General features: G+C 62.7%; 22 protein-coding genes. 11 read left to right on the top strand and 11 right to left on the bottom strand.

Features of this window, described 5'->3' with window-relative positions; genetic code table 11:
- Positions 1-160 precede the first annotated feature (160 nt).
- On the top strand, positions 161-2,749 hold the full coding sequence (locus tag HF955_RS01975) for a response regulator (protein WP_291077409.1): 2,589 nt from the start codon (positions 161-163) through the stop codon (positions 2,747-2,749).
- On the opposite strand, the gene HF955_RS01970 is transcribed toward HF955_RS01975, so the two are convergent.
- Positions 2,750-3,478: an alpha/beta hydrolase gene (locus HF955_RS01970; RefSeq protein ID WP_291077407.1), complete on the bottom strand. Its 729-nt coding sequence runs from the start codon at positions 3,476-3,478 to the stop codon at positions 2,750-2,752. It lies immediately after the preceding gene.
- 76 nt (positions 3,479-3,554) lie between these two features.
- Between HF955_RS01970 and HF955_RS01965 the strand changes: the two genes are divergently transcribed.
- On the top strand, positions 3,555-4,172 hold the full coding sequence (locus HF955_RS01965; protein WP_291077406.1) for a helix-turn-helix transcriptional regulator: 618 nt from the start codon (positions 3,555-3,557) through the stop codon (positions 4,170-4,172).
- Between the two features lie 2 nt (positions 4,173-4,174).
- On the opposite strand, the gene HF955_RS01960 is transcribed toward HF955_RS01965, so the two are convergent.
- Positions 4,175-5,974 (bottom strand): L,D-transpeptidase family protein, encoded by a 1,800-nt coding sequence (locus HF955_RS01960; protein ID WP_291077405.1) that lies wholly within the window; start codon positions 5,972-5,974, stop codon positions 4,175-4,177.
- Positions 5,975-6,224: 250 nt separating this feature from the next.
- Between HF955_RS01960 and HF955_RS01955 the strand changes: the two genes are divergently transcribed.
- Entirely contained in the window at positions 6,225-7,160 is a 936-nt protein-coding gene (locus HF955_RS01955; protein WP_291077403.1) for a D-Ala-D-Ala carboxypeptidase family metallohydrolase, read from the top strand.
- 4 nt (positions 7,161-7,164) lie between these two features.
- On the opposite strand, the gene HF955_RS01950 is transcribed toward HF955_RS01955, so the two are convergent.
- The 3 genes from HF955_RS01950 to HF955_RS01940 form a co-directional block, all read right to left on the bottom strand.
- Positions 7,165-7,701, bottom strand: a complete 537-nt coding sequence (locus HF955_RS01950) for a VOC family protein (RefSeq protein ID WP_027837304.1) — start codon at positions 7,699-7,701, stop codon at positions 7,165-7,167.
- Between the two features lie 2 nt (positions 7,702-7,703).
- On the bottom strand, positions 7,704-8,345 hold the full coding sequence (locus HF955_RS01945; RefSeq protein ID WP_291077401.1) for a carboxymuconolactone decarboxylase family protein: 642 nt from the start codon (positions 8,343-8,345) through the stop codon (positions 7,704-7,706).
- A gap of 111 nt (positions 8,346-8,456) precedes the next feature.
- Positions 8,457-9,080 carry a hypothetical protein gene (locus HF955_RS01940; protein ID WP_291077399.1) on the bottom strand — a complete coding sequence of 208 codons (624 nt, stop codon included), beginning with the start codon at positions 9,078-9,080 and terminating at the stop codon, positions 8,457-8,459.
- A gap of 141 nt (positions 9,081-9,221) precedes the next feature.
- On the opposite strand from HF955_RS01940, the gene HF955_RS01935 reads away from it, so the two are divergent.
- Together HF955_RS01935 and HF955_RS01930 are read left to right on the top strand one after the other, a co-directional pair.
- On the top strand, positions 9,222-9,440 hold the full coding sequence (locus HF955_RS01935) for a hypothetical protein (RefSeq protein WP_291077397.1): 219 nt from the start codon (positions 9,222-9,224) through the stop codon (positions 9,438-9,440).
- Positions 9,441-9,516: 76 nt separating this feature from the next.
- Positions 9,517-10,425, top strand: coding sequence for a LysR family transcriptional regulator (locus HF955_RS01930; RefSeq protein ID WP_036260794.1), 909 nt, complete (start codon positions 9,517-9,519; stop codon positions 10,423-10,425).
- Positions 10,426-10,780: 355 nt separating this feature from the next.
- Here HF955_RS01930 and HF955_RS01925 read toward each other — a convergent pair whose 3' ends face one another.
- Entirely contained in the window at positions 10,781-11,245 is a 465-nt protein-coding gene (locus HF955_RS01925; protein WP_027837308.1) for a Dps family protein, read from the bottom strand.
- Positions 11,246-11,350: 105 nt separating this feature from the next.
- A complete protein-coding gene (locus tag HF955_RS01920; RefSeq protein WP_291077394.1) occupies positions 11,351-12,562 on the bottom strand; it encodes a pyridoxal phosphate-dependent aminotransferase in 1,212 nt (403 codons plus the stop codon).
- A gap of 245 nt (positions 12,563-12,807) precedes the next feature.
- On the opposite strand from HF955_RS01920, the gene HF955_RS01915 reads away from it, so the two are divergent.
- A complete protein-coding gene (locus HF955_RS01915) occupies positions 12,808-13,119 on the top strand; it encodes a hypothetical protein (RefSeq protein ID WP_291077392.1) in 312 nt (103 codons plus the stop codon).
- A 39-nt stretch (positions 13,120-13,158) separates the two neighbouring features.
- Positions 13,159-15,033 (top strand): excinuclease ABC subunit UvrC, encoded by a 1,875-nt coding sequence (gene uvrC / locus HF955_RS01910; RefSeq protein WP_291077390.1) that lies wholly within the window; start codon positions 13,159-13,161, stop codon positions 15,031-15,033.
- On the opposite strand, the gene HF955_RS01905 is transcribed toward uvrC, so the two are convergent.
- Positions 15,030-15,641 (bottom strand): TetR/AcrR family transcriptional regulator, encoded by a 612-nt coding sequence (locus tag HF955_RS01905; RefSeq protein ID WP_291077388.1) that lies wholly within the window; start codon positions 15,639-15,641, stop codon positions 15,030-15,032. The genes uvrC and HF955_RS01905 overlap by 4 nt on opposite strands.
- A gap of 114 nt (positions 15,642-15,755) precedes the next feature.
- Between HF955_RS01905 and HF955_RS01900 the strand changes: the two genes are divergently transcribed.
- Positions 15,756-17,078: an oxygenase MpaB family protein gene (locus HF955_RS01900; RefSeq protein WP_291077386.1), complete on the top strand. Its 1,323-nt coding sequence runs from the start codon at positions 15,756-15,758 to the stop codon at positions 17,076-17,078.
- Between the two features lie 63 nt (positions 17,079-17,141).
- Here the strand turns inward: HF955_RS01900 and HF955_RS01895 are convergent, their stop codons facing one another.
- Positions 17,142-18,635 carry a M20 family peptidase gene (locus HF955_RS01895; protein ID WP_291077384.1) on the bottom strand — a complete coding sequence of 498 codons (1,494 nt, stop codon included), beginning with the start codon at positions 18,633-18,635 and terminating at the stop codon, positions 17,142-17,144.
- Positions 18,636-18,754: 119 nt separating this feature from the next.
- Here HF955_RS01895 and HF955_RS01890 point away from each other — a divergent pair, with 119 nt between their 5' ends.
- Positions 18,755-20,125 carry an MFS transporter gene (locus HF955_RS01890; RefSeq protein WP_291077382.1) on the top strand — a complete coding sequence of 457 codons (1,371 nt, stop codon included), beginning with the start codon at positions 18,755-18,757 and terminating at the stop codon, positions 20,123-20,125.
- On the opposite strand, the gene HF955_RS01885 is transcribed toward HF955_RS01890, so the two are convergent.
- Positions 20,122-20,733: a DUF924 family protein gene (locus tag HF955_RS01885; RefSeq protein ID WP_291077380.1), complete on the bottom strand. Its 612-nt coding sequence runs from the start codon at positions 20,731-20,733 to the stop codon at positions 20,122-20,124. The genes HF955_RS01890 and HF955_RS01885 overlap by 4 nt on opposite strands.
- Positions 20,730-21,506 carry a bifunctional 2-polyprenyl-6-hydroxyphenol methylase/3-demethylubiquinol 3-O-methyltransferase UbiG gene (gene ubiG / locus HF955_RS01880; protein WP_291077378.1) on the bottom strand — a complete coding sequence of 259 codons (777 nt, stop codon included), beginning with the start codon at positions 21,504-21,506 and terminating at the stop codon, positions 20,730-20,732. Before ubiG ends, HF955_RS01885 begins: the two co-directional genes overlap by 4 nt.
- A 93-nt stretch (positions 21,507-21,599) precedes the next feature.
- Between ubiG and HF955_RS01875 the strand changes: the two genes are divergently transcribed.
- Positions 21,600-22,847: an aspartate kinase gene (locus HF955_RS01875; RefSeq protein ID WP_027837318.1), complete on the top strand. Its 1,248-nt coding sequence runs from the start codon at positions 21,600-21,602 to the stop codon at positions 22,845-22,847.
- Between the two features lie 26 nt (positions 22,848-22,873).
- Complete coding sequence (ptsP, locus tag HF955_RS01870; RefSeq protein ID WP_291077376.1) at positions 22,874-25,138, top strand: phosphoenolpyruvate--protein phosphotransferase; 2,265 nt, start codon at positions 22,874-22,876, stop codon at positions 25,136-25,138.
- Positions 25,139-25,204 lie beyond the last annotated feature (66 nt).

Below are 25,204 nucleotides of genomic sequence, written 5' to 3'. Positions count from 1 at the left end.
AACGTTTGTCTTAACGTCTTTTTCGCTTTCATTAACCTTTGTCGTGCCACATTTGGTAGACTAGGATTCCGTATGACTGAGTCGCCAGCGTTGCTGGACGGAAAAGGCGTAGAGTGCTGGCGCAACCTTGGCGGCTGGCAACAGGAGTGTAAAGCGACCAATGGATTCTCAAGTGCAGGCGAAGGCCGCTCCCGCTGACGATCAGGACGCCGCCAACGAAATGGGCGCCTTTCCTGAACGCGGCCGCGTGGATTTCATGCAGCTTTCATTCTGGGTCTGCCTTCTCGTGTCCATCGCTGCAGCCAGTGTTGCGCTTGCCTGGCCCAATGCGTCCGGTGCGCCGGGACCGATCCTGCTGATTGCCATGGCGTCAGGCGGGCTGGTTTTCCTGTTGTGGAGTGTTCGCGGGGCCGGCCGCATGCTGGGCCTGTTCCCGGAACGCGGATCGATTGCCCGGGCGGCACAGGCAGCCACACCCAGATTCGGCTGGATCGAGGCGCTGGATGAGTCGGTTCTGATCGCTGATCGGGGCGGTGCGCCCATGGCGGCGAACACCGCGTATCGCGAACTGACCGGTCTCGCGCTGATCGGCTCGCAGGCCGAAGGTGCCCCCGTGACGGTGGATCGTCTGTTCGGCGCCAATCCCGGACTCGCGGCGCCGGTCTATCGCCTGTCAAAGGACGCCAAGGTCGGCCATGCGCGTCGCGAAATCCTGCCGCCGATCACCATCGGGCCCGAGCGCGTTCCTGCCCAGTTCGAGATTTCCGTTTCGCCATTGCCGCGGGACAAGGTGCTCTGGCGCATCCGGCCGATTGCAGGCGACGGGGAAGCGACTGGCGCTGCGGATCTGAAATCGCTTTATGTCGAAGACGCCCCGATGGGGTTCTTTGCAGCCCGTCCGGATGGCACGATTACCTACGCCAATAGCTGGCTTCGCGACATGCTCGGCCTGCCGGAGACAGCGAAGAGCATCCGGATTGACGACATCATGCGTCCGGAATTCGTGAAAATGCTGTCGCGGGACCGCAAGTCCGGCGTACCGGGCCGCGTCGATATCCAGCTGCGAGGCCGCGACGGTGTCGAGCGGCCGGTTCAGGCCATCACGACCTGGTCCGGCAAGGGCGCGGATGCGACCGGCCGCACGATCATCCTGGCCAGCCAGCAGGTGATGAACACAGGCGAGGAAGGCTTTCGCATTTCCACCGCCTCGCGTCCGCCGCGCCCGGACGGCGATCCCATGTTCGACGATGCGCCCTTCGGTGCGGTGCGCCTTGAAGGTGGCAGCGTAGACAGCGCAATCATCATGGATGCCAATCGTTCGCTGATGGACATGACCGAAGGCAAGGCGGCGCCGGGCGGCAAATTCTCCGACCTGTTCGTGGCCGACGAAGGCGATGATGCGCTGAGCAGTTTGCTGGTCGATGCGATCGACAAGCCGGTTAATCTGAAGCTGGCCGGTCCGGAACCCAAGCACGTCAATGTCTTTGTTGCGCTGGACGGGGCCGGGCGGCCATCCGTGGCCTATGTCATGGACATCACCGAACAGCGCCAGTTGGAAATGCGCCTGGCGCATGGCGAGAAGATGCAGGCCATCGGCCAGCTTGCTGGCGGCGTCGCGCACGACTTCAACAATGTGCTGCAGGGCATCATCCTGAACAATGAGCAGCTGATGGTCCACCATCCGCTGGGCGACCCGTCCTACCCCAATCTGAAGTCGATCCACGAATTCTCCATCCGCGCCAAGGATTTGGTGAAGATGCTGCTGGCCTATGCGCGCCAGCAGACCTTCAAGCGGGAAGTGTTCGCAGTGACGGATTTCATGTCCGAATTCTCGATCCTGCTCCGCCAGCTTCTCGACGAGCGGATCGAACTGGACGTCAAGCATGGCCGCGACGTGCCATATGTCAAAGCGGACAAGAACCAGCTCGAAAACGCATTGTTCAATTTGGCAACCAATGCCCGCGATGCCATGCTCAGCCACAAGAATGGTGGCAAGCTGACGATCCGCACCGCGCGTTCAACTGGCGCTGAAGCACATGAGAAGGGCTTCAACTTCGTCAGCGATGGCGACTATATGCTGATCGAGGTGGAAGACACCGGCCATGGCATGTCGAAAGATGTGATGGACAAGATCTTCCAGCCCTTCTTCACCACGAAGGAAGCCGGTGTCGGTACCGGGCTCGGCCTCGCGACCGTGTATGGCATCATCAAGCAGTCGGGCGGATATATCTGCACAACGTCCTCTGTCGGGAAGGGGACGACCTTCCATATTTACCTGCCTGCCCTGAAGGCAGAAGATATTCCGGAATCCGCCGACAGCCTGCCATCCGAAAAAGCAGCCAGTCAGCCCGTCGACATTTCCGGCCGCGGCCGGATCCTGCTGATCGAGGACGAAGATGGCGTCCGCGGTATCGCCGCATCGCTTCTGCGGTCGAGCGGCTACGAGGTCGAGGAAGCGTGTGATGGCGAGGAAGCCATGGAGATTCTCGAAGACAATCCCGAGAGTTTCGATCTGGTCATCTCCGATGTGGTCATGCCGGGCAAGGACGGGCCGACGCTGATCCGCGAGGCGAAGGAATTGCTGGGTCATGCCCGCGTTATCTTCATTTCCGGCTATGCAGAGCGCGACATTGCCAAGCAGCTGGATGATGACCGTGCGGTTTCCTTCCTGCCGAAACCCTTCACGGTTCGCCAACTGGCGGAGCGCGTGAAACAGGAACTTGGCAACCCGAAGAAAGAAGCGGCCTGATCAGGCCCAATGGGCTTTCAGTACTGCTGCGAACTCGGCGGCGCGCGTGTAGCAGGCCCAGTGGCCTTCGCCCATTTCGATGTGAAGCGGGACATTGCGACGCTCGGAGAAGCGTTGGGCAAATGTGTAGGGCACGAAGGGGTCGGTCTCTCCCCAGAACAGTTGTCCGCGCTCCGGCAACTGGTCCAGGTCCGCGACCCAGTCGCCGGAAAACCTGAGCCCGTCAGCCGAGCGGTAGAGACTGAGAATGCATTGACGCATCGTCTTGTCGATCAGGCCAATTTCCTTTTCCCCCAGGCCGGGCGGCATGCCGGCTTCGATCAGGCCACGGAGAAAACGTGGCTTGTTGCGCATGCCCATCATGACCAGTTCGCCCTTGATCGGTGTGGCCCAGCGACGGGCCATCGTGTGGCCACGATAGTCCGGGTCGATGACGGCATTGGCTGCGCACCAGGTGCGGACGAGATCCGGCCTTAGGGATGCCGCGCGGAGGACCAGCAGTCCGCCCCAGTCATGCCCGACAAGATCGACATTTCCTCCGGCGGCTTCCATCTGGCCGATCAGCCAGTCGGTGTATGCGTCTTTTGTTGCGCTGAACCCGGCAGGTCGCGGGCACCCGAAACCGGGCAGGGCGGGGGCGAGATAATCACCCTCGGCCAGATCGAGCGCGTCGATCAGCGGGTCCCAGACCAGCGGCGTGTCCGGCACGCCATGAACGAACAGTTTCATCGAATTCGACCCCCGTCTTGACAATAGGTGAATATTCCTATTTAGCGGCGGGAGCAATAGGTGGGAAAATAATCCCATGAATCATCGGGATATCTGGCGCGGGATTGATGCCCTTGCCGCACATCATGGTTTGACCCCGTCTGGCCTGGCGCGCCGCGCGGGGTTGGACCCGACGGCCTTCAACCCGTCCAAGCGCGCCGGGGCAGACGGGCGCCCACGCTGGCCGTCGACGGAAAGTCTTGCGCGGGTCCTGGATGCGGTGGGAAGCCGGTTCGAGGATTTCGCCGCGCTGATTGATGGCCGTCGCGGAGCGATCGCGCCGCTGATCGGATTTGCGCAGGCCGGTCAGGACGGGTTCTTTGATGATGCCGGCTTTCCGGTCGGTACCGGCTGGGAGGAGGTCCGGTTTCCGGGCCTCGAGACCGAGTCCGTCTATGCGCTGGAAATCAGCGGCGATTCCATGGAGCCGGCCTATCGGGCCGGTGACCGGATCATTGTTTCGCCGGGGGCTACGGTGAAAGCCGGCGACCGGGTCGTTGCGAAGACGGTCGAGGGCGAAGTCATGGCCAAGGTGCTGGCGCGGCGGAACACCCGAACGGTCGAACTGGCGTCTCTCAACCCGGCCTATCCGACCCGCAGCTTCAAGCCCTCCGACCTGGCCTGGATTGCCCGTATCCTGTGGGCGAGCCAGTAGGCCTACCCCTTGCGGGGCGCTGGCTCTGCCTGGGCAAGCTCTTCATCGGAGGCAGGCTGGTAGAGCGGTGCATACTTGTCCACCATCATGATGCCGTCTTCCTCATGATACACGTCGCGCCAGAAATGGGCCTCGCCGTCTTCACTTACCGTCACGGTCATGTAGGTGATGTGGATCCGGGTTTCGGACTTGAAATCGATCCGTTCCGGGGTGGCCCCTTCCAGGGCTTCAGACACGTCGCGCGCGGAGACTTCCGGGTCGTGCGCCGCAAGCCATCTGGCCATGTCTTCCGGACGTTCCAGACGCACACAGCCGGAGCTGAAAGTGCGCTGGGCGCGTTCGAACAGGCGCTTGCCCGGTGTGCCGTGCAGGTAGACCGAATACTGATTGGGGAAGATGATCTTCAGGTCGCCCAACGCGTTGCTTGCGCCCGGCCGCTGAATGAGTTGGTACTCGGTCGCGGCTGCCAGATCGGTCCAGTCGACCGAGGAGGCCGGGACCGATTGCCCGGTGGCGCGGTCAATCACGGTAAAATTCTTGCGGGATGCGTAGGTCGGATCGTTGGCGAGCTTTGGCAGCTTGTCCTTTCTCACGATGCTGACCGGCGCATACCAGCGCGGGTTTGCAACAGCGTATTCCACCTCGTCGGAGAAGACTGGCGTCTCCCGACTGGGCATGCCGACAATTGTCTTCATCGCGATCTCGCGCCGACCGTTGCGCCAGCCTTCCGCCATGAAGGATGGGATGTTCGCCCAGATATACTGGCTGCCAAGGTCATCATATTGACGCCAACGGGTCATTGTGTCGGCGATCCGGTCGATCTTTGACTCGACGCTCTCATTGAGGGCCTCCAGCGTGCGTCCCCCCACAATCCCGTCCGCTTCGAGACCATGCCTGCGCTGAAAGGTTTCCACCGCTTCTGCGAGGTCGTCAGTGTAACGGATTTCGGACTTGTCCGCATCGGACTCTTCATTCACGGCGAGGCTGATCGTCGAGAGCAGGTCTCCAGCCCAGGTTTCTGCTGCGAGATAATTCTCTGCAATGAGCCGGTCCCGAAGCGCCGGAATGCGTGGGTCTTCGTCACCGGGCTCGATGGCGTCCCCTTCAGGAATGGCAAGCCATCCGCCGTCGGCGCGGATTTCGCGGTAGTGTTTGAGTTGCCGTTTCAGCCGGTCATATTGCGGATGGTCCGGTTCCAGGTCTGCCAGGATGTCGTCGGCATCTCCCTTGGCAGCCTGAATCAGGCTGGCCTGAACCATGGACATGACCGGCGCGTCAGTTTCAGGATCCACGGCCTCGCCATTGTCCGACAGGCCACCGCTGACGGCAGAGGCCATGCGAAGCCAGGCGGCGGTCAGTTGCAGGTCGGCAGTTGCCCGAATTGCATCGGTTTGGCCCGAGAGACGCTGGTCAGCGATCGTATCGAGATTGGCCTTCGACACGTCTGATGCGGCGAGGCCGTAGGAGAACAGATCATTCCGTGCGCGCTTCAGGGACTGAATGCCCTTTTGGGTCCAGATCGGCTTGAAGACGTTCTGCGCGTAAGCGGCGCGGACCGTGGTCAGGACGCCGGTTTCGACCTCGCGGCCAAGTTCATCTTCCAGCCATTCATCGAGGATCAGATCCTGAATGGCCGACGCCTTGTCGGCTTCAAGGTCGCCGCCCATCGCATCCTTCACCGACAGGTCCGCGAGCTGGACACCGGAGGATGGGGCGGCATGCTGGGCGGAGACCGAAAGGGGAGAGACCAGACCGGCCGTGGCGAGGAGGGTCGATGCAAGAAGGCGGCGATGCAGGCGCATGAGAAGTCTCCATGATTGGTTCGGGTCCGCAAGGGCAGGACGGGCGGGACGGCGGCGCCGTCCGGGAGCCCTTGCAGCAGCTTGCCCATTAAACCGGCTGAAATGTCGGAGGTTCCGAAACATGTCCCTGAAAAACATCAGAAAAAGTTTGGCACCATTTGGCGTTTCGGACGTTTCACGGGCGAACGGATTGGTTAAGATGACCAGACTGTCGCAATGCTCATGCAAAGGATCTGTCGCTATTTTCTCCGTGCTTCTGAAATTCCTGTTCTTCCCCTGGATCGCCGCAACCGCGGAGCCGCATGTTCCGCCTGCGTCCAGTCCGGCCGGGATTGCACAGGCCGGAAGCGGAGTGGCCATCACGGTAAATGGCGTGCAGTCCGACCTCGCTGTCCTGTCTGTTCCGGCGATGCCGGGCGAGACCGTCCTGATCCAGTTGCCGAAGGGCGCGCAGGCCGACATTTCTGCCGGGAAGCTGGGCCGACAGGGCGACAAGACCGTCTGGACGGCGCCGAGGCAGGCCGGGCTGGCCAACATGATGATTACCAGGGGCGATGCGCAGACGCAGCTGAACCTGATGGTGATGACACCCTTCCGGAATGGGGTGGACGAGTCGCTCAATGGCTACCGGATCGGCCAGTATGCGCGGCCATTGCGCAATCTGCCGGCCTATGCCGTGCCGCGCGGATTCATCGATCTCTCGGCCATGTCCGAGGATTTGCAGGTGTCCCCGAATTTCAAACTGGGCCAGTTCCGCTGCAAACAGCAGCCGGGACATGACCCGACCTATCTCCTGATGCAACCGGCCATGCTGGTAAAGCTGGAGGCCATTCTGGAAGCCGCCAATGCAAAGGGATGGGAAGCGGACACCTTTTTCGTGATGAGCGGGTACAGGACTCCTTTCTACAATGCGGCCATCGGGAACACGACGACCTCTTCGCGCCACCTGTATGGCGATGCGGCGGACATCTATATCGACCAGGACCGGGACGGGCAGATGGACGATCTGGACGGGAATGGCCGGATCGACAAGGATGATGCCAGGGCGCTGGTCCGCCTGATCGATGAACTTGCCGCCGACGCGCCGGCCGGCTGGGTGGTTGGCGGGGCATCCGCTTACGGATCGAATGCCGCGCATGGCCCGTTCGTGCACATCGACACGCGGGGCTATTCGGCCCGTTGGTAGCCGGTCAGGTGCCGACTTTTTCCGCACTCCACATCTGCATGAAGGCCGGCGCCGGGGAGGGGTTGAACTCCGTTTCCGACAAGGCATCCAGCGCGCGCTGGCGATCGGCTTCGGTGAAGGCGCCCGTGGTCAGGCAGAATTCGACTGCATTGCCGTTCGGGTCCTTCGTGTAAATTGAATGGCACCAATTATGGTCGATCTCGAACACGTCGAGGCCGGCCGCCAGCCATGTCTGTTTCCAGTTTTCCAGCGCTTCCTTCGTGTCTACCGAAAAGGAATAATGGTTTGTGCCCGGCGGCAGTTTGGCGGCGGCGTTGATGTCATAGACATAGGCGTCGCTGCCTTCGGTGTCGTGCAACTCCCAGAAAGCGATGAAGCGGCTGTCATCGCCATCCATGCGATAGAAGAAGTGCTTGCCCCAGCCGCCGCCCATGATGGGGGCGACTTCCACTTTCACCAGTTCGAAGCCCATGATGCCTTCATAGAAGGCGTGCGTGGCTTTCATGTCTTTCGCGGCGAGGGCGAGATGATGATAGGCCATGTTCAGTTTCCTCCCTTGTCGACCATGGACATCACGTCTGTGTCTGACCCGTCCGGCGCGGCGATCTCGACCACGCGCTCTGCCACATCATCATATTCCAGGCGCAGCGCGCGGCTCATGATGGCGTGCATCATATAGGTGCAGGTGATGTAGGTGAGTTCGAGGATTTCTTCATCCGACAGCTCGGCCTTCAGCGCCTCGAACACGCCATCGGGAACCCGGCCACGCTGCAGGACGAGCCCGTCTGTATAGGCCAGCACGGCGCGTTCCAGCGGGCTGAAACAATTTGCCACCGGCCAATGGGGAATGGCGGCTATCTGGTCTTCGGTCAGGCCGACATCGCGGCTCGCCTTGCAATGCTGCGAGAACACGAATTGCGAGCCGACGGCAAATCCGGCACGCGTCTGGCCAAGCTCCCGCAGTTTCGGATCCAGCTTGCGATCCTTCGACCGGTAGAACTGGAACCCCTCTGTCGTATGCCGGAATGCGTCCGGGACAATGTTGAAGACGGTCCACCAGTTTCCCGGCGTGCCGGTTGCCGTGCCGGGCTCGGCAATCGGATCCCGGTCGCCGAACAGGATATCGAAAATCCTGTCGGCAAACGGATTGCCCGCCTCGCGGCCCGCCTGTTTCAGTCGTGGCATGCGCGTTTCCTCCCGTTTCAAACTGTACCACCGCATTTCCGGAATGACAGGCATGAGTCGGGACCGTCACGCGGGGGAACGTGGCGGCCAGGGCGCAAATTTCAGCAAAAATCAGCCTGAGCGTTCCCAGGTGTCGAAGGCCGCATTGATATGCGTGGGCAGGAGCGTGGCGATGGCGCCGAGTTCCGGTGACAGGCGATAGGTGCTCTCGGCCGGAGCGATCACGGGGCGGGGTTCGCCGGATTTCCGCATTCGCCGCAGCGACCGCGCGAGACGCAGGGCATGGGCATCGGGATCGGAAATCACCGTGTGAAGCGCGGCAATCCGGGCCATCAATTTGAGTGGGGACACGGGGCCCGCGGGCCGCAGGCCCGGCGCGGGAAACTCCGGGGCCGCCTCGAACCGCCGGCGCGCGGGCAGCAGTTTCAGCCGCCGGCGCGACAGGTGCGGAAACTCTGCGACGGTGATGTCATCCGGCGCTGCCGCCGTATCCGGATGGGTCACCGGCCCTGCCGGGCGCGGGGAGGCTGGCTGCAGCCGGACCTGCAGGGCGAGGACAAGGATCAGCCGTCGGACGATTGTCTCGATCTGGCGCAGGCGGCCGGAGATTCGCCGGGCCGCGCTGCGCGTGATCTGCCTTGGCCCGAGATGCAGGTCTGCGATGGCGGAGGCGCCGAGCACCGCCTGCCATGCCGCGTCCAGCCCCCGCCTGAGAATGTCCGTCTGCGTATCCATGCCACAGAGTATGGGGGCGGGGCTTATCAGTCGGATTGGATCGCGTTACCTTGCATCGGGCAATCAAGCGGCAGAGGCAGGAAACGGATGACGCATCGTGCGCCGATACTGAGCGGCGGAAAGGGGCCTCTCCGGTTCGACATGTTTGAACCGATACGCGGTGAATGCAGCCTGCAGTGCCGGGTCATCATTCGCGATGCGGCGTGTGTTGTGTCCGACATGATGATCCATGGTGAAGACCGGGCAAACGCCATTCACTGTGCCATCATAAGCCTGGACGGTTTCTTTGAGGATTTGCAGCTTCCCCCCAAGGACGTAGCCCATGCGATGGATGCGCTGGCCTGCCAGGCTCCGGAGTAATTCCCACACATTGCGCCGATCCGTTCCGGCAATCTCTGCTTGCCGTGGGGTCATTTAGGCGTCACAAACGCTCCCCATGGATTGGGGTAAGCTGAAATCGTTTCATGCGGCAGCCGAAGCCGGCAGCCTGACCTCGGCCGGGGAGCGGCTGGGCATTTCCCAGTCGGCGGTCTCGCGCCAGATTGCGGCGCTGGAGGAACAGCTGGGCGTGTCCCTGTTCCAGCGGCATGCCCGTGGACTGGTGCTGACCGATAGCGGCCACACCCTGTTCCGCTCGACCATGGAAATGGCGACGGCGGCGCAATCGGCGAATACGCTGCTCAAGGACCAGCAGGAGACCCCGCAGGGCGAACTGATCGTGGCCGCGCCGGTGGCGTTCGGGTCCACCTGGCTGGTGCCGCGCCTTGGCGGGTTTGCGCGCAAGCATCCGGACATGAATCTCGACCTGCGTCTGGATGACAGCCGAGAATACGACCTCCTGAAGCTGGAAGCCGAATGCGCCATTCGCCTCTGGGCCGCCGACAAGGCCGACCTTATCCAGCGCAAGCTGGGCACGGTGGCGACAAACCTCTATGCCTCGCCGGAATATCTGAAGGCCTATGGCATGCCGCGCACGCCGCAGGATCTCGATAATCACCGGATCATCGCCTATGGCGACGAGACCTCGATGCTGGATGTGATGAGCTTCGCCTGCCGGGTGGGGCGCGATGACAGCCCGCCGCGCCAGGCCGCGCTGAAGGTGAACAATGTCTTCGCCATGCTGCGGGCGGTCGATGCCGGGCTGGGGATTGCCGATGTGCCGGACTATATGGCCGGAACCATGCCGCGGCTGGTGAAAGTGCTGCCGGAGACGGTGGGGCCGATCTTTGATTTGTATTTCATCTATCCCAGCGATCTGCGCCGGTCCAAGCGCGTGTCGGCCTTCCGCGATTTCATCACGGCGGAGACCGAAGTCCTGCGCCGGCCTGCTATGCGTCACACTTAGTCGAAAATGTGACATTCATGCATATATGCATGAAAGCTTTGCTGTCTCGTTGCTTGTAATCGGGCTGGGAGAGGCTATCTACCACGCATGCCAAGGGCCTCGGGCATTAAACCCAATCCTTCCTCCGATTGGGCGTTTCCTCCCCCCTACGGGGCCCGCTACTTACAAGCCCGGCGCGTTAATTCGCTGCCGGGCCTTTTTTTTGGCTTTCGGCGCGGGCGTTTGCCAGCCCGTTTTCTTACCGAAAAGAAAGATTGCCGCGCCACCCCGCAGCCGTCAAGCGGGGGTGACACGGCAAGTGTTGTGCAGTGCAATATACAGAAACGGCCAGACCGGCCGTTTCCGGTGAGCGGCCCTAGAGATTGGCGCGCAGCATCCAGGCGGTTTTCTCTGCAATGGCGGCGCGCTGGGTCATCAGGTCAGCGGTGACCGCATCGCCATTGTCCTCGGCAATCTTCAGCCCGGCCTTGGCGGCGCGGCTGACAGCCTCGTGACCCTTGACCAGATTCTCCACCATCGTGTCGGCATCCGGGATGCCATTGTCCGGCTTGATCGTGGCGCGATCGACCATTTCTCCGGCAGAGGAGGGGGCAAAATGGCCCAGCGCGCGGATGCGTTCGGCGATCTCGTCGAGGGCCAGCCACAATTCATTGTACTGGGTCTCGAACATGGTGTGCAGGGCGTTGAAGCGCGGCCCGGTCACGTTCCAGTGGTAGCCGTGCGTCTTGGAATACAGCGCATAGGTCTCCGCCAGCAGGACGCGCAGGGCGTCTGCAGACGTGTTGCGGGCGTCGTCGTTCAGACCGATATCAACAGGCATGAGGGATCTCCATTTTTCTCTCTTGTGCAGCACGTAAGAACGGGAAAAGTTCCATTCAAATCAATACGTGGAACACCCGATATAGAAATTCCCTATGTCACGCGCCTATGTCAGATTTGCGCAGAAGCGCTGGATCCGGGTGAGGGCTTCCTGCAGCGCCTCGGTGGAGGTGGCATAGGACACGCGGAAGGCCGGTGACAGGCCGAACGCCTCACCGAAGACGATGGCGACCTTTTCCTGTTCGAGCAATTCTGCGGCGAAATCCTTGTCGCTGTCGATGCGTTTGCCGGACGGGCTGGTCTTGCCGATCACGCCCGCGCAGGACGGGTAGACATAGAAGGCGCCTTCCGGCGTCGCACAGGTCAGGCCTTCGGCAGCATTGAGACCGGCGACCACCATGTCGCGCCGCTTCTGATAGACGGCGCGGCGTTCGGGCAGGAAATCCTGCGGGCCGTTCAGCGCCTCGACGGCGGCCCACTGGCTGATCGAACAGGGATTGGAGGTGGTCTGGCTGATCACCTTGCGCATGGCAGTGATCAGTTTTTCCGGGCCACCGGCATAGCCGATGCGCCAGCCGGTCATGGCATAGGCCTTGGACACGCCATTCACGGTGAGGGTGCGGTCGTAAAGTTTCGGCTCGACCTGGGCGATGGTGAAGTAATCGAAATCGTCATAGACGAGATGCTCATACATGTCGTCGGTCAGGGTCCAGACATGTGGGTGGCGCAGCAGGACATCGGCCAGGCCGCGCAGTTCTTCCCTTGTATAGGCTGCGCCGGTCGGGTTGGACGGCGAGTTCAGCAGCAGCCATTTGGTGTTCGGCGTGATCGCCGCTTCCAGCGCTTCGGGCGTCAGCTTGTAATTGGCGTTCGGCCCGCAGGCGACCGGCACGGGCGTGCCGCCCGCCATCAGCGCCATGTCGGGATAGGACACCCAGTAGGGGGCCGGGATGATGACTTCATCGCCGGGATTCAGCGTTGCGACGAAGGCATTGTAGATGACCGGCTTGCCGCCCGGCGCGATATGGATCTGGCCGGGTGTGTAGGTCAGCTCGTTTTCACGCAGGAACTTGGCGCAGATCGCTTCCTTCAGTTCCGGAATGCCGTCGGCCGGCGTGTATTTGGTCTTGCCGTCGCGGATCGCCTGGATCGCGGCTTCCTTGATATTGTCCGGCGTGTCGAAATCCGGCTCGCCCGCGCCGAGGCCGATCACGTCATGGCCGGCCCGTTTCAATTCATTGGCCTTGGTGGTGACGGCGATGGTGGCGGACGGCTTGACCCGGTCCAGGGCATCGGAGAGGCGAAGGGTGTCAGACATGAGGAATTCCCGTGAAGTGGCCTGCGCGCGCGGCGCTGGCGTTCCGATTAGTCCCGCCGCCGCGACCCGGCAAGACCGGGCCGGCGGAAAAGCGCGCCGGGCATGGGAAAACCTTTCCAGCGCATTAATCATGACCGGCAAACTCAAAGACGGACGGGGGCCAAGGTTTTAGGAGTTTGTGAGACACTCAGGCCATCAAGAAACCTGATTGGAAGCTTTCCCAGGACGGGAAGAGCGTGGGAGCCATGAATATTTCAACCGATACGGGCCTGCTCAATGCGGTGCTTGAAAAGCTGACGGAAGTGGCCAATGACGCCTGGAGAGACTTCTCCATCTGGGTGCAACGCCTGGATGATACCGAGAAGCTGTTCTTCATGGTTGTGTTCATCCTGTTGCTGCTGATGCTCATTCTGATGCGGGCGCGGCGGCGCGCGAGCGATCCGACTCCGGGCCGGTCCTTTGTCTCGTCGATCCTGCTGGTCATGGTGTTCAGCTTCGGCGCCGGCTGGATGCTCGACTCGCGCTATGACATGCAGCATGTGCTGAACTTCTTCTGAGGCTCGCATCCGGCGCCAAGCCGGACTATCTGTTGAGGCATGACCCCGACTGATTCCGGCGCAGCTCCCCTGAGGGGCATCGACGTCATCAAGGACAATCTCAAACGCCTGCCGGCGAAGCCGGGCGTGTATCGCATGTTCGGCGAACATGACGATGTGCTGTATGTGGGCAAGGCGCGGGACCTCAAGGCGCGGGTGTCGAATTATGCGCGGCTGGGCGGGCATACCCAGCGGATCGCCCGCATGATCTCCATGACGCGGCGGATGGAGTTCGTCGTCACGGAGACCGAGACCGAGGCGCTGTTGCTGGAAGCGAGCCTGATCAAGAGCCTGAAGCCGCGCTTCAACGTGCTGCTGCGCGATGACAAATCCTTTCCCTACATTCTCATCCGCCGTGACCATGAGGCGCCGCAGATCAAGAAGTATCGCGGCTCGAAGATGGATCAGGGGGATTATTTCGGCCCGTTTGCCAGCGCCGGCTCCGTGATGCGGACGCTCGACACGCTGCAGAAGGCCTTCCTGCTGCGTACCTGCGAGGACAGTGTCTACAGCGTGCGGACCCGGCCGTGCATGCTGCACCAGATCAAGCGCTGTGCGGCGCCCTGTGTCGGCCTGATCCCGACCGAGGACTATCAGGCGCTGGCCGATCAGGCGGCGGACTTCCTGCGCGGGAAGGGGGCCGACCTGCAAAAGCGGCTGGCGGCCGAGATGGAAGCGGCTGCCGAGGACATGGAGTTTGAACGGGCGGCCCGGTTGCGCGACCGGATCCGGGCGCTGGCGCATGTCCGTGCCAGCCAGGATGTGAACCCGGACGATATCGAGGAAGCGGACGTGTTCGCCATCGAAATGGATGGCGGCGTCTCCTGTGTGCAGGTCTTCTTCATCCGGGCCGGACAGAATTGGGGCGCGACGGCCCATTATCCGCGGCATGAACGCGAGCAGACGCCGGAGGAGGTGCTGGCGGCCTTCCTGGTGCAGTTCTACGACAAGCGGCCGCCGCCGAAACTGATCCTGGTGAACCGCATGCCGGACCAGGCGGAGCTGATTTCGGACGCGCTGGAACTGAAGGCGGGACGCAAGGTGGAAGTGCGCCGGCCCGAGCGCGGCGGCAAGAAGGATCTGGTGGCCCAGGCGGCGCGCAATGCCAGCGAGGCCCTGTCGCGCAAGCTGGCCGAGACGGCGAGCCAGGCGCGCCTGCTGGCGGAAGTGGCGAAAGTGTTCGAACTGGACGCGCCGCCGGAGCGGATCGAGATCTACGACAATTCCCACATCCAGGGCACGAATGCTGTGGGCGGCATGGTGGTGGCCGGGCCGGAAGGCTTCATGAAGAACGCCTATCGCAAGTTCAACATCAAGGACACGGCCATCGAGCCGGGCGATGATTACGGCATGATGCGCGAAGTGATGCGCCGCCGGTTTGCCCGCGCCCTGAAGGAACGCGAAGAGGGCAATGGCGCGAACTGGCCGGACCTTGTCCTGATCGATGGCGGGCTGGGCCAGTTGAACGCCGTGATCGATGCGCTGGGGGAAATTGGTGTGACCCCGGACGATGTCAATCTGGTCTCCATCGCCAAGGGCGTGGACCGCAATGCCGGGCGCGAGCAATTCTTCCGTCCGGGCCGGGCGCCGTTCAAGTTGCCGGAAACGGCGCCGGTGCTGTATTACCTGCAGCGGTTGCGCGACGAGGCCCACCGCTGGGCCATCGGGGCGCACCGGGCCAAGCGGTCCGCCGCGATCAAATCCTCCCCGCTGGACGAGATCGAGGGCGTCGGCCCCGCGCGCAAGAAGGCGCTGCTGCACCATTTCGGATCGGCCAAGGGCGTCTCGCGGGCCAAGGTGGCCGACCTGATGGATGTCGACGGCGTCAACGAGGCGCTGGCCGAGCGCATCTGGGGTCATTTCAACAGCGGCTAGGCGGCCGGCTCGCCGACGCGCCGAGTGAGATTCTCGATATAGCTTTCCAGGAGATGGACCAGTTCGTCTTCCAGCACGGCGGGGTCCAGTTCCAGTTCCGGTTCGGCAGCCGCCGCGCGGAGCAATTGCACCACGGCATGCGTCAGGATGAAGGCGGCCTCGCGCCCATGCGGGAAGTCGAAACTCAGGCGTCCACTGATCGATTCGAGGAAGGCAAAATGCTGGCGGCTCATCACGTCGCTGCCACCGGAGCGGAACAGGACGTCCGACAGGATGAGGCGCGTCTGGTGGGAGCCGGTGGGGCCGTTCATCAAGGCGCGAATGATTGCCCGCACGCCGGATGTCTCGGGATTCTCGAGCACGAGTTCCGTGATTTTCTTTCGGACGCTGTCACTCTGGCGCTGGCTCAGCGCGAGGAGGATGGCGTCGCGGTCCGAGAAATACTGGTACAGGGTTCCGATGCTGACCCCGGCCCGCTCGGCGATGTGATTGGTGGTCAGGTTTGTGAGGCCGTCCGCCTCCAAAAGCTGAAACGTCGCCTCCAGAATGGCCTCCACAGTGGCCTGCGCACGCGCCTGGCGGGGTTTTCTTCTTTTCTTATCAGTCACTTGCGGAGTCCATCTTGAGGCAAAACCGGATCTTCCACGGATGCGAGTGGAATATCTGAGGATTGCTTACATTATGGAGCGGAAACTGCAAGTACCACGACAGGAGACGTCTTGATGGCCCCATCGATCGCGCAGGTCCATGAGCGCATCGCGCTTCAGAAATCGGCCCTCCCGGTCATGTATGGGGATGTGGATTTTTCTGCAACACCCGAACGCTATACCGAACGCGTGGAGGAGAGTTCGCTGCCGAAATCGCTGCGGCACCTGCCGCCTCCGCCAGCCGACATGGTCGAGCGGGTAAAAGCCTACACGATGCTGGGCGACATCACGGCGGATGCCTATGCAGCCCTGATGGGGGAGTATGGCTTCAAGCGTCTGGTCGACATGCTGACGACGGCATGTGACCACGGCATCGAGGCCGTGCCGGATGCGCCGAAGGAACTGGTCGCGCTGATCAGGGAAATGGAGACCAAGCCGGACTGGCTGGACATGGATCTGGTGCGTGAAGGCGCCCGCCTGAACCGTTTGCCGATGGCCGTGACATCGCCCTGGATGATCCGGGGCGCATTCCTGGCCACCTTCCTGAACAAGTATACGGCCCTGCCCATGGCGATGACCGGCACGCTGGGCCATTCGACCGCCTCGCGCCGGGTCAACGAGACGGCCACCTTCTTCACCGTCACCACTCTGCCCGGCGCGCTGGAACCGCGCGGGGAGGGATTCAAGGCGGCGGCCATGGTGCGCCTGATGCATTCCATGGTCCGGTTCAACATCCTGCGCCGCATGAAAAGCTGGGACAAGTCTGTCTACGGTATTCCAGTGCCGCAGGTGGACCAGATGCCGGCGGGCCTGATCGACGTGTTCCTGCTGGCCTATCAGATGCTGGATGAAGGACGGACGGAGTTCACCGAGGAGGAACGGGCCCGGGTCGAGTTCAGCCGCTATCGCTGCTACCTGCTGGGTCTGCCCGAGGATTTGCTGATGGACACGCCGCAAGGCATTGTCGACATCATGAATGCACGCGGCGCGTCCATTCGCGAAGGGTTTGACGACGAGACCTGCGGCACGCTGGTCCGGGCAACGCTTGAGGCCTATTTGCCGCCGGACCGGAAGCCGGGGCATCGCATCTTCAATGCACTGGAAAAGCGGCTGGCCCGGCTGGTCCTGGTGAAGCACTTCCTGAATGGCGATGCGGAGCGCGCGCGGCGGATTGGTGTGCCTGTGGGGCCGACCGAGTATGCCGTTGCGGCGGTGCTGTTTCCCTATATTGCGGCAAAGATGGCGCTGTACCGGTTTGCGCTGTCCGTACCCGGATTGTGCAAGGTTGCGGACCGTCGCCTGACGGCGCGCATCCGGCGGCTGCTGAAGCGCTACGGGCACGCAGAATTTACATCAGATGCTGAAGCTTACCGTCCGGCAGTACCCGTGGCTGCGTGACGGTAGGGAGGGGAGTTTGATGCCTCCTGCGGGACAGCCTGGGGCAGGAGGCATCAAACGTTTTCAGTCCCCGTCATCCATTGCGAGAATGATCTGCGCATAGCCTTCGGACAGACGCTTCATGTTTTCGACAGCGAGCCGCTCATTCGTGCCGTGAAAGCCGGTCAGGTCGGTGGGGCTGAGTACGGACGGGGCGAAGCGGTAGACGCTGTCGGTGATTGCGCTGGCATAGCGGGCATCGGTTGCGCCGAGGACGAGGCCCGGAGCGACCGGGGCGCCGCCACCGGCGGCCTCTGCAACGCTGGCCAGCACGGCATAGGCCTTGTTGTCGGTAGGCGAGACCGGCGAGGCTTCGCTTCCGCTGATGCCGCCTTCGGCCACGGTGACCTCAATGCCCTTGATGCCGGACGTCACCGCCTTCACATGATTGACCACGTCTTCGACCGTATTGTTCGGGTGGACCCGGAAGTTCACGGTCGCCATTGCGCGCTGGGCCAGCACATTTTCCTTTGCCGATCCGACCAGCATGGTCGGCGCGGTCGTGGTACGGACCATGGCATTGCCCGCCGGGATGTCTGCCATGGCGGAATCGACCTGGCCCTTGAACAGCCAGAGATTTGCGAAGGCCATTTTCTGGATGAAGGGCAGGTCCGGTGCGGAAACGCGGAACAGGTCCGAGACCGGAGGTTTCGAGAAATCCGCCGGCATCTGGTTCTCATCCAGGGCAACGATGGCGCGCGACAGGCGCACCGCCGCAGAGTCACGCGGCGGTGTGGAAGAGTGCCCGCCTTCGGCCAATGCTGTCAGGGTGAGGGTGACATAGCCCTTTTCCGACACGCCGATATAGGCCATGGGCTTGCCGGTCAGCGGGGACGGATCGATGATCGCAAAGCCCTCGTCCAGCGCCATGACGGGGGAGATGTTACGGGATTTCAGCAAGGCGATTCCGGCCTCTGCGCCGGAGCCGGAAATCTCTTCATCATGACCGAACATGAAATAGACGGTGCGCTTCGGCTGGAAGCCGCTGGCGGCGAGTGCGTCTGCCGCTTCCATCAGGGCGACCAGGCTGCCCTTGTCATCAAGGGCGCCGCGTCCATAGACATAGCCGTCCACGATGTCCCCGGCAAAGGGTGCGCCGGTCCAGTCATCTTCCGTGCCGATGTTCACGGGCACGACATCCTGGTGCGCCATCAGCAAGAGCGGATCGAGGGACGCGTCGGAGCCCTGCCATGTGTAGAGCAGGGTCAGCGTGCCGGGCACGAGTTCCCGGTTCATCGCGCTGTGGGCGGCGGGGTAGGTGGTTTCCAGCCAGTTGTGCAGGTCCAGCCACGGGCCTTCCTGTCCGGGGCGGGGGTCGCCCGTGGCGACCGTAATCGTGCGAAAGCGAATGGCCTCTGCCAGATGATTGGCCGCCCTGTCGGCGGAAACCTCCGGTGCGGCAGGCAGCTCCACCCGTTCGCCGGTGGCTGTACCGCCATAGGTGAATGTGCGGAACAGGATGACCGCCAGCAGAATCACGACCAGCGCGACGAGCCCCAACAGGATTTTCTTCAGCATCGTATCCGTTCCCTCCAAACGTGTTTCCTTCCGTGTCAGCCCCGGCCGCCGCGACGTCAAGCGTTCGGCGAACAAAAAAATGACTTGGCCGTCACGTTTTTCGCGGGCAGGCTGAGCCCATGACTGACGCACGTGGCCCGCGCCTGTCCTTACCGAGAGTGCTTGCTTTCTCCTCGCTCAGCATACCACTGGCAGGGGTAGGGCTGCCCTTGGCTGTCTATCTGGCTCCCCTTTATGCGAATGAGGTCGGCCTTGGGCTGGAGCTGACGGGCTTCCTGTTCATGGTGCTGCGTTTCTGGGACATCATGACCGATCCGGTCATGGGGTTTGTGGTGGACCGGTATCGCAGCCCGTGGGGACGTGTGCGCCACTGGATCGTGCTCAGCGTGCCGATCCTGGGGCTGGCCACCTATTTCATCTACATGCCGGAACGGGGGGCAGGACCGGGTTATTTCGTCGTCTGGATGATCCTGTTCTATGTCGGCTTCACGCTCCTGCAGACGGCCCGGTCCGCCTGGGTGCCCGCGATTGCAACCGATTATGATGACCGGTCCCGGTTCTTCACCTGGGCGGAAGTGATCAGCATCGTTTCGATGCTGGCGCTGCTGGCCGTGCCGGCGATTCTCGCAGTGTCGGGGTTCGAGGTCGACCGGTTCGGTCAGGTCGCGGTGATGGGCTGGGCCCTGCTGATTTCGCTTCCGATCGTTGCCTTCCTGTCCTGCACCTTCGTGCCTGACAATCCGATGCGCGGGGACCGGGGCGAGGCGATGAAGTTCGACCTGACGGCAATGATTGCGGCCCTGCGCAACAAGTTCCTGGGCGTTGTCCTGGCGATGGAATTGCTGGTCGGGACCGCCGTGGCAATCACCGCGTCGAACTATCTGTTCGTGGCGGAATACGTGTTCGGCCTGTCGGATTCCATGGCCAGCGTGATTCTGATGATCTTCTTCTCAACGGCGGTTGCGGCGCTGCCGCTCTGGCTGAAATTCTCGGCCCGCACGGAAAAGCATACGGCATTCCTGTGCGCGGTGATCATGGGGATGTCGAGTTATGTCATCTACTACATCGCCGGCCGGGCAGGGGGCGGGTTCTGGGCCTTGCTGATTGGTGCACTCGTCAATGGGGCCGCGTTCAGCGCGCCGGTCGTGATCGCGCGCTCGATGGCGGCCGATGTGGTCGAATACCAGGCCGCACGGTCCGGGGAGAACCGGGCCGGCATCTATTATTCCCTGTTGACCAGTGCCTACAAGATCGGCAGCAGTCTGGCCTTCGGGATCGGGTATTTCGTGCTGGGCCGGGTGGCCGGGTTCCGGCCGGGCGTGGAGAATTCGCCGGGGGCGCTGCACGGCCTGCTTCTGGTTTTCTGCGTGTTGCCGGTGATCCTGTATGGCCTCGCCGCGCTGGTTGCCTCACGTTACACGCTGACCCGGTCCATGCAGCAGGATATCAGCAAGAGCCTGGATCCGCGCGGCCCGGAAATGCTGGACTAGAAGCCGCCGCCTTCGGCCAGCCATTCGGCTTCGTCCGGCGTTGTCTGGCGTCCCAGCGCTGCGTTGCGATGCGGAAACCGGCCGAACTGTTCGATCACGTTCTGATGCTGGAGCGCATAATCATATGTATTGTCGGCAAAGTCGCGGAATTCCGGGCGGGCCGTCTCGGCCAGCTGCTTGAACAGGGCCACGCTGCGGGCCTGGTCGTCCGGGGATTCGGAATGTTCAAGCGGCAGGTAGAAGAACACTTTCTCGGTCTCGCCGAGGCCCTCGTCTTCCTTCAGGGCCAGCCCGTCCTTGCACAGACGGAGGGCGAGGGAGTCCTGGTGAAAGGCGCGGGCCTCTCCCCGGAACAGATTGCGGCTGAACTGGTCCAGCACGATGATCGCTGCGAGACGGCCGTGGGGGCCGATATTGGTCCAGTCATCCGCATTCGGCACATGGGAGAGGTGTTCGAGCAGGCCCAGGAACCGGTCGCGGATCTCGGCATCGGTCTGGTCGGACTTGCCGAACCAGAGCTTGTGTTTCTCCTGCAAGCCATCGGCTGTGGCGGCGGTGTCGCCGATCCAGTAGGCCAGCACGTCCTCATGTGTGGGCAGATGGGTCATGCGGCGGGCCTCCGGGCAATGATCATGTAGTTCACCTTGGTATCGCCGGAGAGTTTCCAGCTGTCGGCCAGCGGATTGTAGGAGACCCCGATGGCGGGCTCTGTCACCAGGCCGGCAGCAACCAGACCGGCATCCGCCTCATCCGGCGTGACGAATTTCGACCAGTCATGCGTGCCGCGGGGCAGCCAGCCGAGTACGTATTCCGCGCCGATGACCGCCGTCGCCAGCGCCTTGGCCGTGCGGTTCAGCGTGGCGACAATCATCAGGCCACCGGGCTTCACGAGGCCTCCTGTATCCTTCAGGAACTGGTGCGGGTCTGCGACATGTTCCATGACTTCGAGATTGAGCACGATGTCGAATGGCGGCTCGCCTACCTCGATCAGGCCTTCGGCGGTGCCGGCGCGGTAATCGATGTCCAGCCCCTGTTCCTGTGCATGGGTCAGGGCCGTCTTGATGTTCGCCTCGGACGCGTCGACGCCGGTCACCGTGGCGCCGAGGCGTGTCATCGGCTCGCAAACCAAGCCGCCGCCGCACCCGATGTCGAGCAGGCGCAGGCCCTCCAGCGGGCGCTTTGCGTTTGGGGCAATGCCGAAATGCTGTTCGGCCGTGTCGCGGATGAAGCGCAGGCGGACCGGGTTGAATTTGTGGAGCGGGCGGAACTTGCCGCGCGGGTTCCACCAGTCAGCGGCCATGGCGGAGAACTTGGCGACTTCCTCCGGATCGATGCTGGGCGTGGCAGGGGCCGGGCTCGCCCCGTCTTTTGCTACTGTCATAGTTCAAGAAACCTGTTTGATCCGGCGGGGAACACCCCCTATGAGGGCGAATATAGGGGAATATCCCGGGATGACGACAGGATATGGGGCGAAATGGCGCGCACGGTTCTGAAATTTGGTGGCACATCGGTCGCGGACCTCGATCGCATCGCGAATGTGGCGGACATTGTTGCCGCCCGCGCCGCGAAGGGCGAGCACATGGCCGTGGTCGTGTCTGCCATGTCCGGCGAAACCAACAAGCTTGTGGCCTATGCCGAGGGCGCCGCGGGTGATGGCCTGCCGCGCGAACAGTTCGACGACGAGTATGACGTGGTCGTGGCCTCCGGCGAGCAGGTGACGGCCGGCCTTCTGGCGCTGGCCCTGCGCCGGCGTGGCCTGAAGGCGCGCAGCTGGCTGGGCTGGCAATTGCGGCTGAAGACGAACAAGAGCCATGGCCGCGCCCGCATCATGGGGTTCGAGGATACCAAGCTGCCGGATGCGGTGGATGCCGGGGAGATCGCCGTGATTGCCGGCTTTCAGGGCGTGACCGATGATGAACGCGTCGCGACGCTCGGCCGGGGCGGCTCGGACACGTCGGCGGTCGCCGTTGCAGCTGCGCTCAGCGCGCAGGTCTGTGATATCTATACCGATGTCGACGGCGTCTACACGACCGATCCGCGGATCGTGCCGAAGGCGCAGCGGATCGAGAAGATCTCGTTCGAGGAGATGCTGGAACTGGCCTCCCTCGGTGCCAAGGTGCTGCAGACCCGGTCTGTGGAAATGGCGATGAATCACAATGTCCCGGTCCGGGTCCTGTCCAGCTTCGTGAAGCCGGGCGAGCCGAACCCGGGAACCATTGTCTGCTCAGAGGAAGAAATCGTGGAAAAACAGGTTGTCAGCGGTGTTGCCTATTCACGGGACGAAGCCAAGGTCACGCTTTACGGCGTCCCGGACAAGCCGGGCATCTCGGCCAAGATCTTCTCGGCGCTGGCCCGGGCAGGGGTCAATGTGGACATGATCGTCCAGGCACAGGCCCGCGGTCCGGAACGGGCCAACATGGTGTTCACCTGTACCGACCGGGACAGCCCGATCGCGAAGGACACGCTGGAGCAGATGAGCGACGAAATCGGCTATGAGCGCCTCGAAGTTGTGCGCGACGTGTCGAAAATCTCGATTGTCGGCGTCGGCATGCGCAGTCATACCGGCGTTGCCGAGACAATGTTCAAGGCCCTTTACGAGAAAGGGATCAACATTGACGTCATCTCTACTTCGGAGATCAAGATTTCCGTGCTGATCGCAGATGCCTATACTGAACTGGCAGTTCGCGCCCTCCACACGGCATTCGGTCTTGACGCTGCCTGACACGGGCTGCGACATACAGGCTGACCATGCCTTATAATCTGCCCGCGACGCGACTGCTGATGAACCGGCTCCGCCAGGTCATGGCGGAGGAAGGCGAAACACGCTCGCGGCTCGACAAGGTGGTGAGGCTGATTGCCTCGACCATGGTGGCGGATGTCTGTTCGATCTATCTGAGATTGCAGGATGGCGCGCTGTTGCTGATCGCGACGGAGGGCCTGAAGGCAGATGCTGTCGCCGCCACGCGACTGAGCGCGAATGAAGGCCTGGTCGGCCTGGTCGCGCGCCGGGCCGAACCGATGGCGATCCAGGATGCGCCGAGACACGCCTCCTTCTCCTACCGGCCGGAAACCGGCGAAGACCCGTTCCACGCCTTTCTCGGCGTGCCGATCCTGAGGGGTGGCCGGGTCATCGGCGTCCTGACCGTGCAGAACCGGACCGAGCGGGCCTATGATGACGAGGAAGTCGACAATCTCCAGACCATCGCCATGGTGCTGGCCGAGATTGTCGATCGCATCAATCCGGATGCGCTGAACAATGGCGGCGATGAAAAGCGCGAGCGCAACACCGTTTCGCTGGAAGGCCGTGTCTTCTGCGACGGGCTGGGCTATGGCCGCGCCGTGCTGCACGATCCCGTGGTTCCGGCGGCCAAGTTCTTCGCGGCAGACCAGCGCACCGAAAGCGAGCGCCTGTCCGAAGGGATGAAGGAGCTGAAGGCCTCCATCGACCGGATGATGGCGCTGGATGGGGCGGCGCTGGGCGAGGATCCGCGCGATGTGATGGAAACCTACCGCCTGCTGGCACACGACCCGTCCTGGGCCGAGAAGCTGCAGGAAGGGGTCAAATCCGGCCTGTCGGCGGAGGCCTCGGTCGACCGGGCCCGCCGCGAACACCGGGCCCGGCTGCAAAGCGCGCGGGACCCCTACCTTCGCGAACGCCTGCATGACCTTGAAGACCTCGACAACCGGCTTTTGCGCATTCTGGGCGGCGAAGAAGGCAAGCCGCAGATCAGCGAGGAGCGCAGCGTGCTGGTGGCCCGCCGGCTCGGTCCGGCGGAATTGCTGGAATATTCAAATACCGGCCTGCGCGCGATCCTGATGGAGGAAGCGGCGGCGTCCTCGCACGCCGCCATCGTGGCGCGCGCGCTGGGCATTCCCACGCTGGGCGGCATCGCCGGACTGACCACGCGGATCGATCAGGGCGACTGGGTGATCGTGGATGCAGAGGAGGGGACCCTGCACATCCGGCCGGATGACTCCCTGTACGATGCGTACAAGGGCCGCGTCTCGCTGCGGTCGGAACGCCAGGCGGCCTATGAGGCGCTGAAGGATCTGCCGGCGCGCACGCGCGACGGGACCGATGTCTCCCTGATGCTGAATGCCGGGCTCGATCTCGACATGGACATGATGAAACAGGCGGGGGCCGACGGGGTCGGCCTGTTCCGGACCGAGTTCCAGTTCCTTGTGTCTGAATCCCTGCCGCGGGTGAACGACCAGATCGACCTCTACAAGCGGGTGCTGGACAAGGCCGGTGGCAAGCCGGTCGTTTTCCGGACCGTCGACCTGGGCGGAGACAAGGTGCTGCCCGCGCTGAACCTGCAACGCGAGGAGAACCCGGCTCTGGGCTGGCGGTCCATCCGGTTTGCGCTGGACCACAAGGGCCTGTTCCGGCGCCAGCTACGCGCCCTGATCCGGGCCGCCGGGGAACGACCGCTGACCGTCATGTTCCCGATGGTGACGGTTCCGTCTGAATTCGACGAAGCCCGGGCCCTTCTGGAGAAGGAGCTGGAATGGTCTGACCGGCGCACCGGTCGCAGACCGTCCCGGGTGGAAGTGGGCGTGATGCTGGAGACCCCGGCCCTGGCCTATGGACTGCCGGAACTGGCGGGCAAGGCCGAGTTCCTGTCGGTCGGAACCAATGATCTGATGCAGTTCTTCTTTGCGGCCGACCGCATGACGCCGCATGTGTCGGATCGTTACGACCTGGTGTCACCGAGTGCCTTGCGGTTCCTGAAAAGTGTCTCTGAATCCTGCGAGCAGCACGGAATCCGGATGTCGGCCTGCGGTGAGGCGACCGGATCGACCCTGTCGGCGCTGTGTTTCGTGGCGCTGGGCTTTACCACATTGTCGATGTCGGCAGGCTCTATCGGGCCCGTCAAGCAGATGATAAGATCGCTGGACCTGACGGCATTCAGGCCGGACTTCCTGTCTGCGCTTGAGACACCGGAGCAGGATTTCCGTAACCAAGTGTTAGCCTTGGCGGCCGATCATGGCGTCGAGCTTTCTGATGGTTAATGCGGACTGGCCCATATAATAACCACATTCATGGACCAGAAATTGCGCGGCAGTGGGGAAAGCCCT

Origin of the sequence: Hyphomonas sp. (assembly GCF_017792385.1) — a bacterium.
Taxonomy (GTDB): domain Bacteria; phylum Pseudomonadota; class Alphaproteobacteria; order Caulobacterales; family Hyphomonadaceae; genus Hyphomonas.
The sequence above is the reverse complement of the archived record's forward strand: the minus strand, read 5'-3'. Positions and strand labels throughout refer to the sequence as shown.

Excerpts from the sequence above, each read along its gene's own strand:
- HF955_RS01950 (WP_027837304.1), bottom strand. The coding sequence starts at position 7,701 with ATGGCCTATCATCATCTCGCCCTCGCCGCGAAAGACATGAAAGCCACG.
- uvrC (WP_291077390.1), top strand. The coding sequence starts at position 13,159 with ATGACCCCGACTGATTCCGGCGCAGCTCCCCTGAGGGGCATCGACGTC.
- HF955_RS01930 (WP_036260794.1), top strand. The coding sequence starts at position 9,517 with ATGGATTGGGGTAAGCTGAAATCGTTTCATGCGGCAGCCGAAGCCGGC.
- HF955_RS01895 (WP_291077384.1), bottom strand. The coding sequence starts at position 18,635 with ATGCTGAAGAAAATCCTGTTGGGGCTCGTCGCGCTGGTCGTGATTCTG.
- ptsP (WP_291077376.1), top strand. The coding sequence starts at position 22,874 with ATGCCTTATAATCTGCCCGCGACGCGACTGCTGATGAACCGGCTCCGC.
- HF955_RS01900 (WP_291077386.1), top strand. The coding sequence starts at position 15,756 with ATGGCCCCATCGATCGCGCAGGTCCATGAGCGCATCGCGCTTCAGAAA.
- HF955_RS01970 (WP_291077407.1), bottom strand. The coding sequence starts at position 3,478 with ATGAAACTGTTCGTTCATGGCGTGCCGGACACGCCGCTGGTCTGGGAC.
- HF955_RS01915 (WP_291077392.1), top strand. The coding sequence starts at position 12,808 with ATGAATATTTCAACCGATACGGGCCTGCTCAATGCGGTGCTTGAAAAG.
- HF955_RS01885 (WP_291077380.1), bottom strand. The coding sequence starts at position 20,733 with ATGACCCATCTGCCCACACATGAGGACGTGCTGGCCTACTGGATCGGC.
- HF955_RS01965 (WP_291077406.1), top strand. The coding sequence starts at position 3,555 with ATGAATCATCGGGATATCTGGCGCGGGATTGATGCCCTTGCCGCACAT.
- HF955_RS01875 (WP_027837318.1), top strand. The coding sequence starts at position 21,600 with ATGGCGCGCACGGTTCTGAAATTTGGTGGCACATCGGTCGCGGACCTC.
- HF955_RS01890 (WP_291077382.1), top strand. The coding sequence starts at position 18,755 with ATGACTGACGCACGTGGCCCGCGCCTGTCCTTACCGAGAGTGCTTGCT.
- HF955_RS01935 (WP_291077397.1), top strand. The coding sequence starts at position 9,222 with ATGTTTGAACCGATACGCGGTGAATGCAGCCTGCAGTGCCGGGTCATC.
- HF955_RS01925 (WP_027837308.1), bottom strand. The coding sequence starts at position 11,245 with ATGCCTGTTGATATCGGTCTGAACGACGACGCCCGCAACACGTCTGCA.
- HF955_RS01960 (WP_291077405.1), bottom strand. The coding sequence starts at position 5,974 with ATGCGCCTGCATCGCCGCCTTCTTGCATCGACCCTCCTCGCCACGGCC.
- HF955_RS01920 (WP_291077394.1), bottom strand. The coding sequence starts at position 12,562 with ATGTCTGACACCCTTCGCCTCTCCGATGCCCTGGACCGGGTCAAGCCG.
- ubiG (WP_291077378.1), bottom strand. The coding sequence starts at position 21,506 with ATGACAGTAGCAAAAGACGGGGCGAGCCCGGCCCCTGCCACGCCCAGC.
- HF955_RS01940 (WP_291077399.1), bottom strand. The coding sequence starts at position 9,080 with ATGGATACGCAGACGGACATTCTCAGGCGGGGGCTGGACGCGGCATGG.
- HF955_RS01945 (WP_291077401.1), bottom strand. The coding sequence starts at position 8,345 with ATGCCACGACTGAAACAGGCGGGCCGCGAGGCGGGCAATCCGTTTGCC.
- HF955_RS01975 (WP_291077409.1), top strand. The coding sequence starts at position 161 with ATGGATTCTCAAGTGCAGGCGAAGGCCGCTCCCGCTGACGATCAGGAC.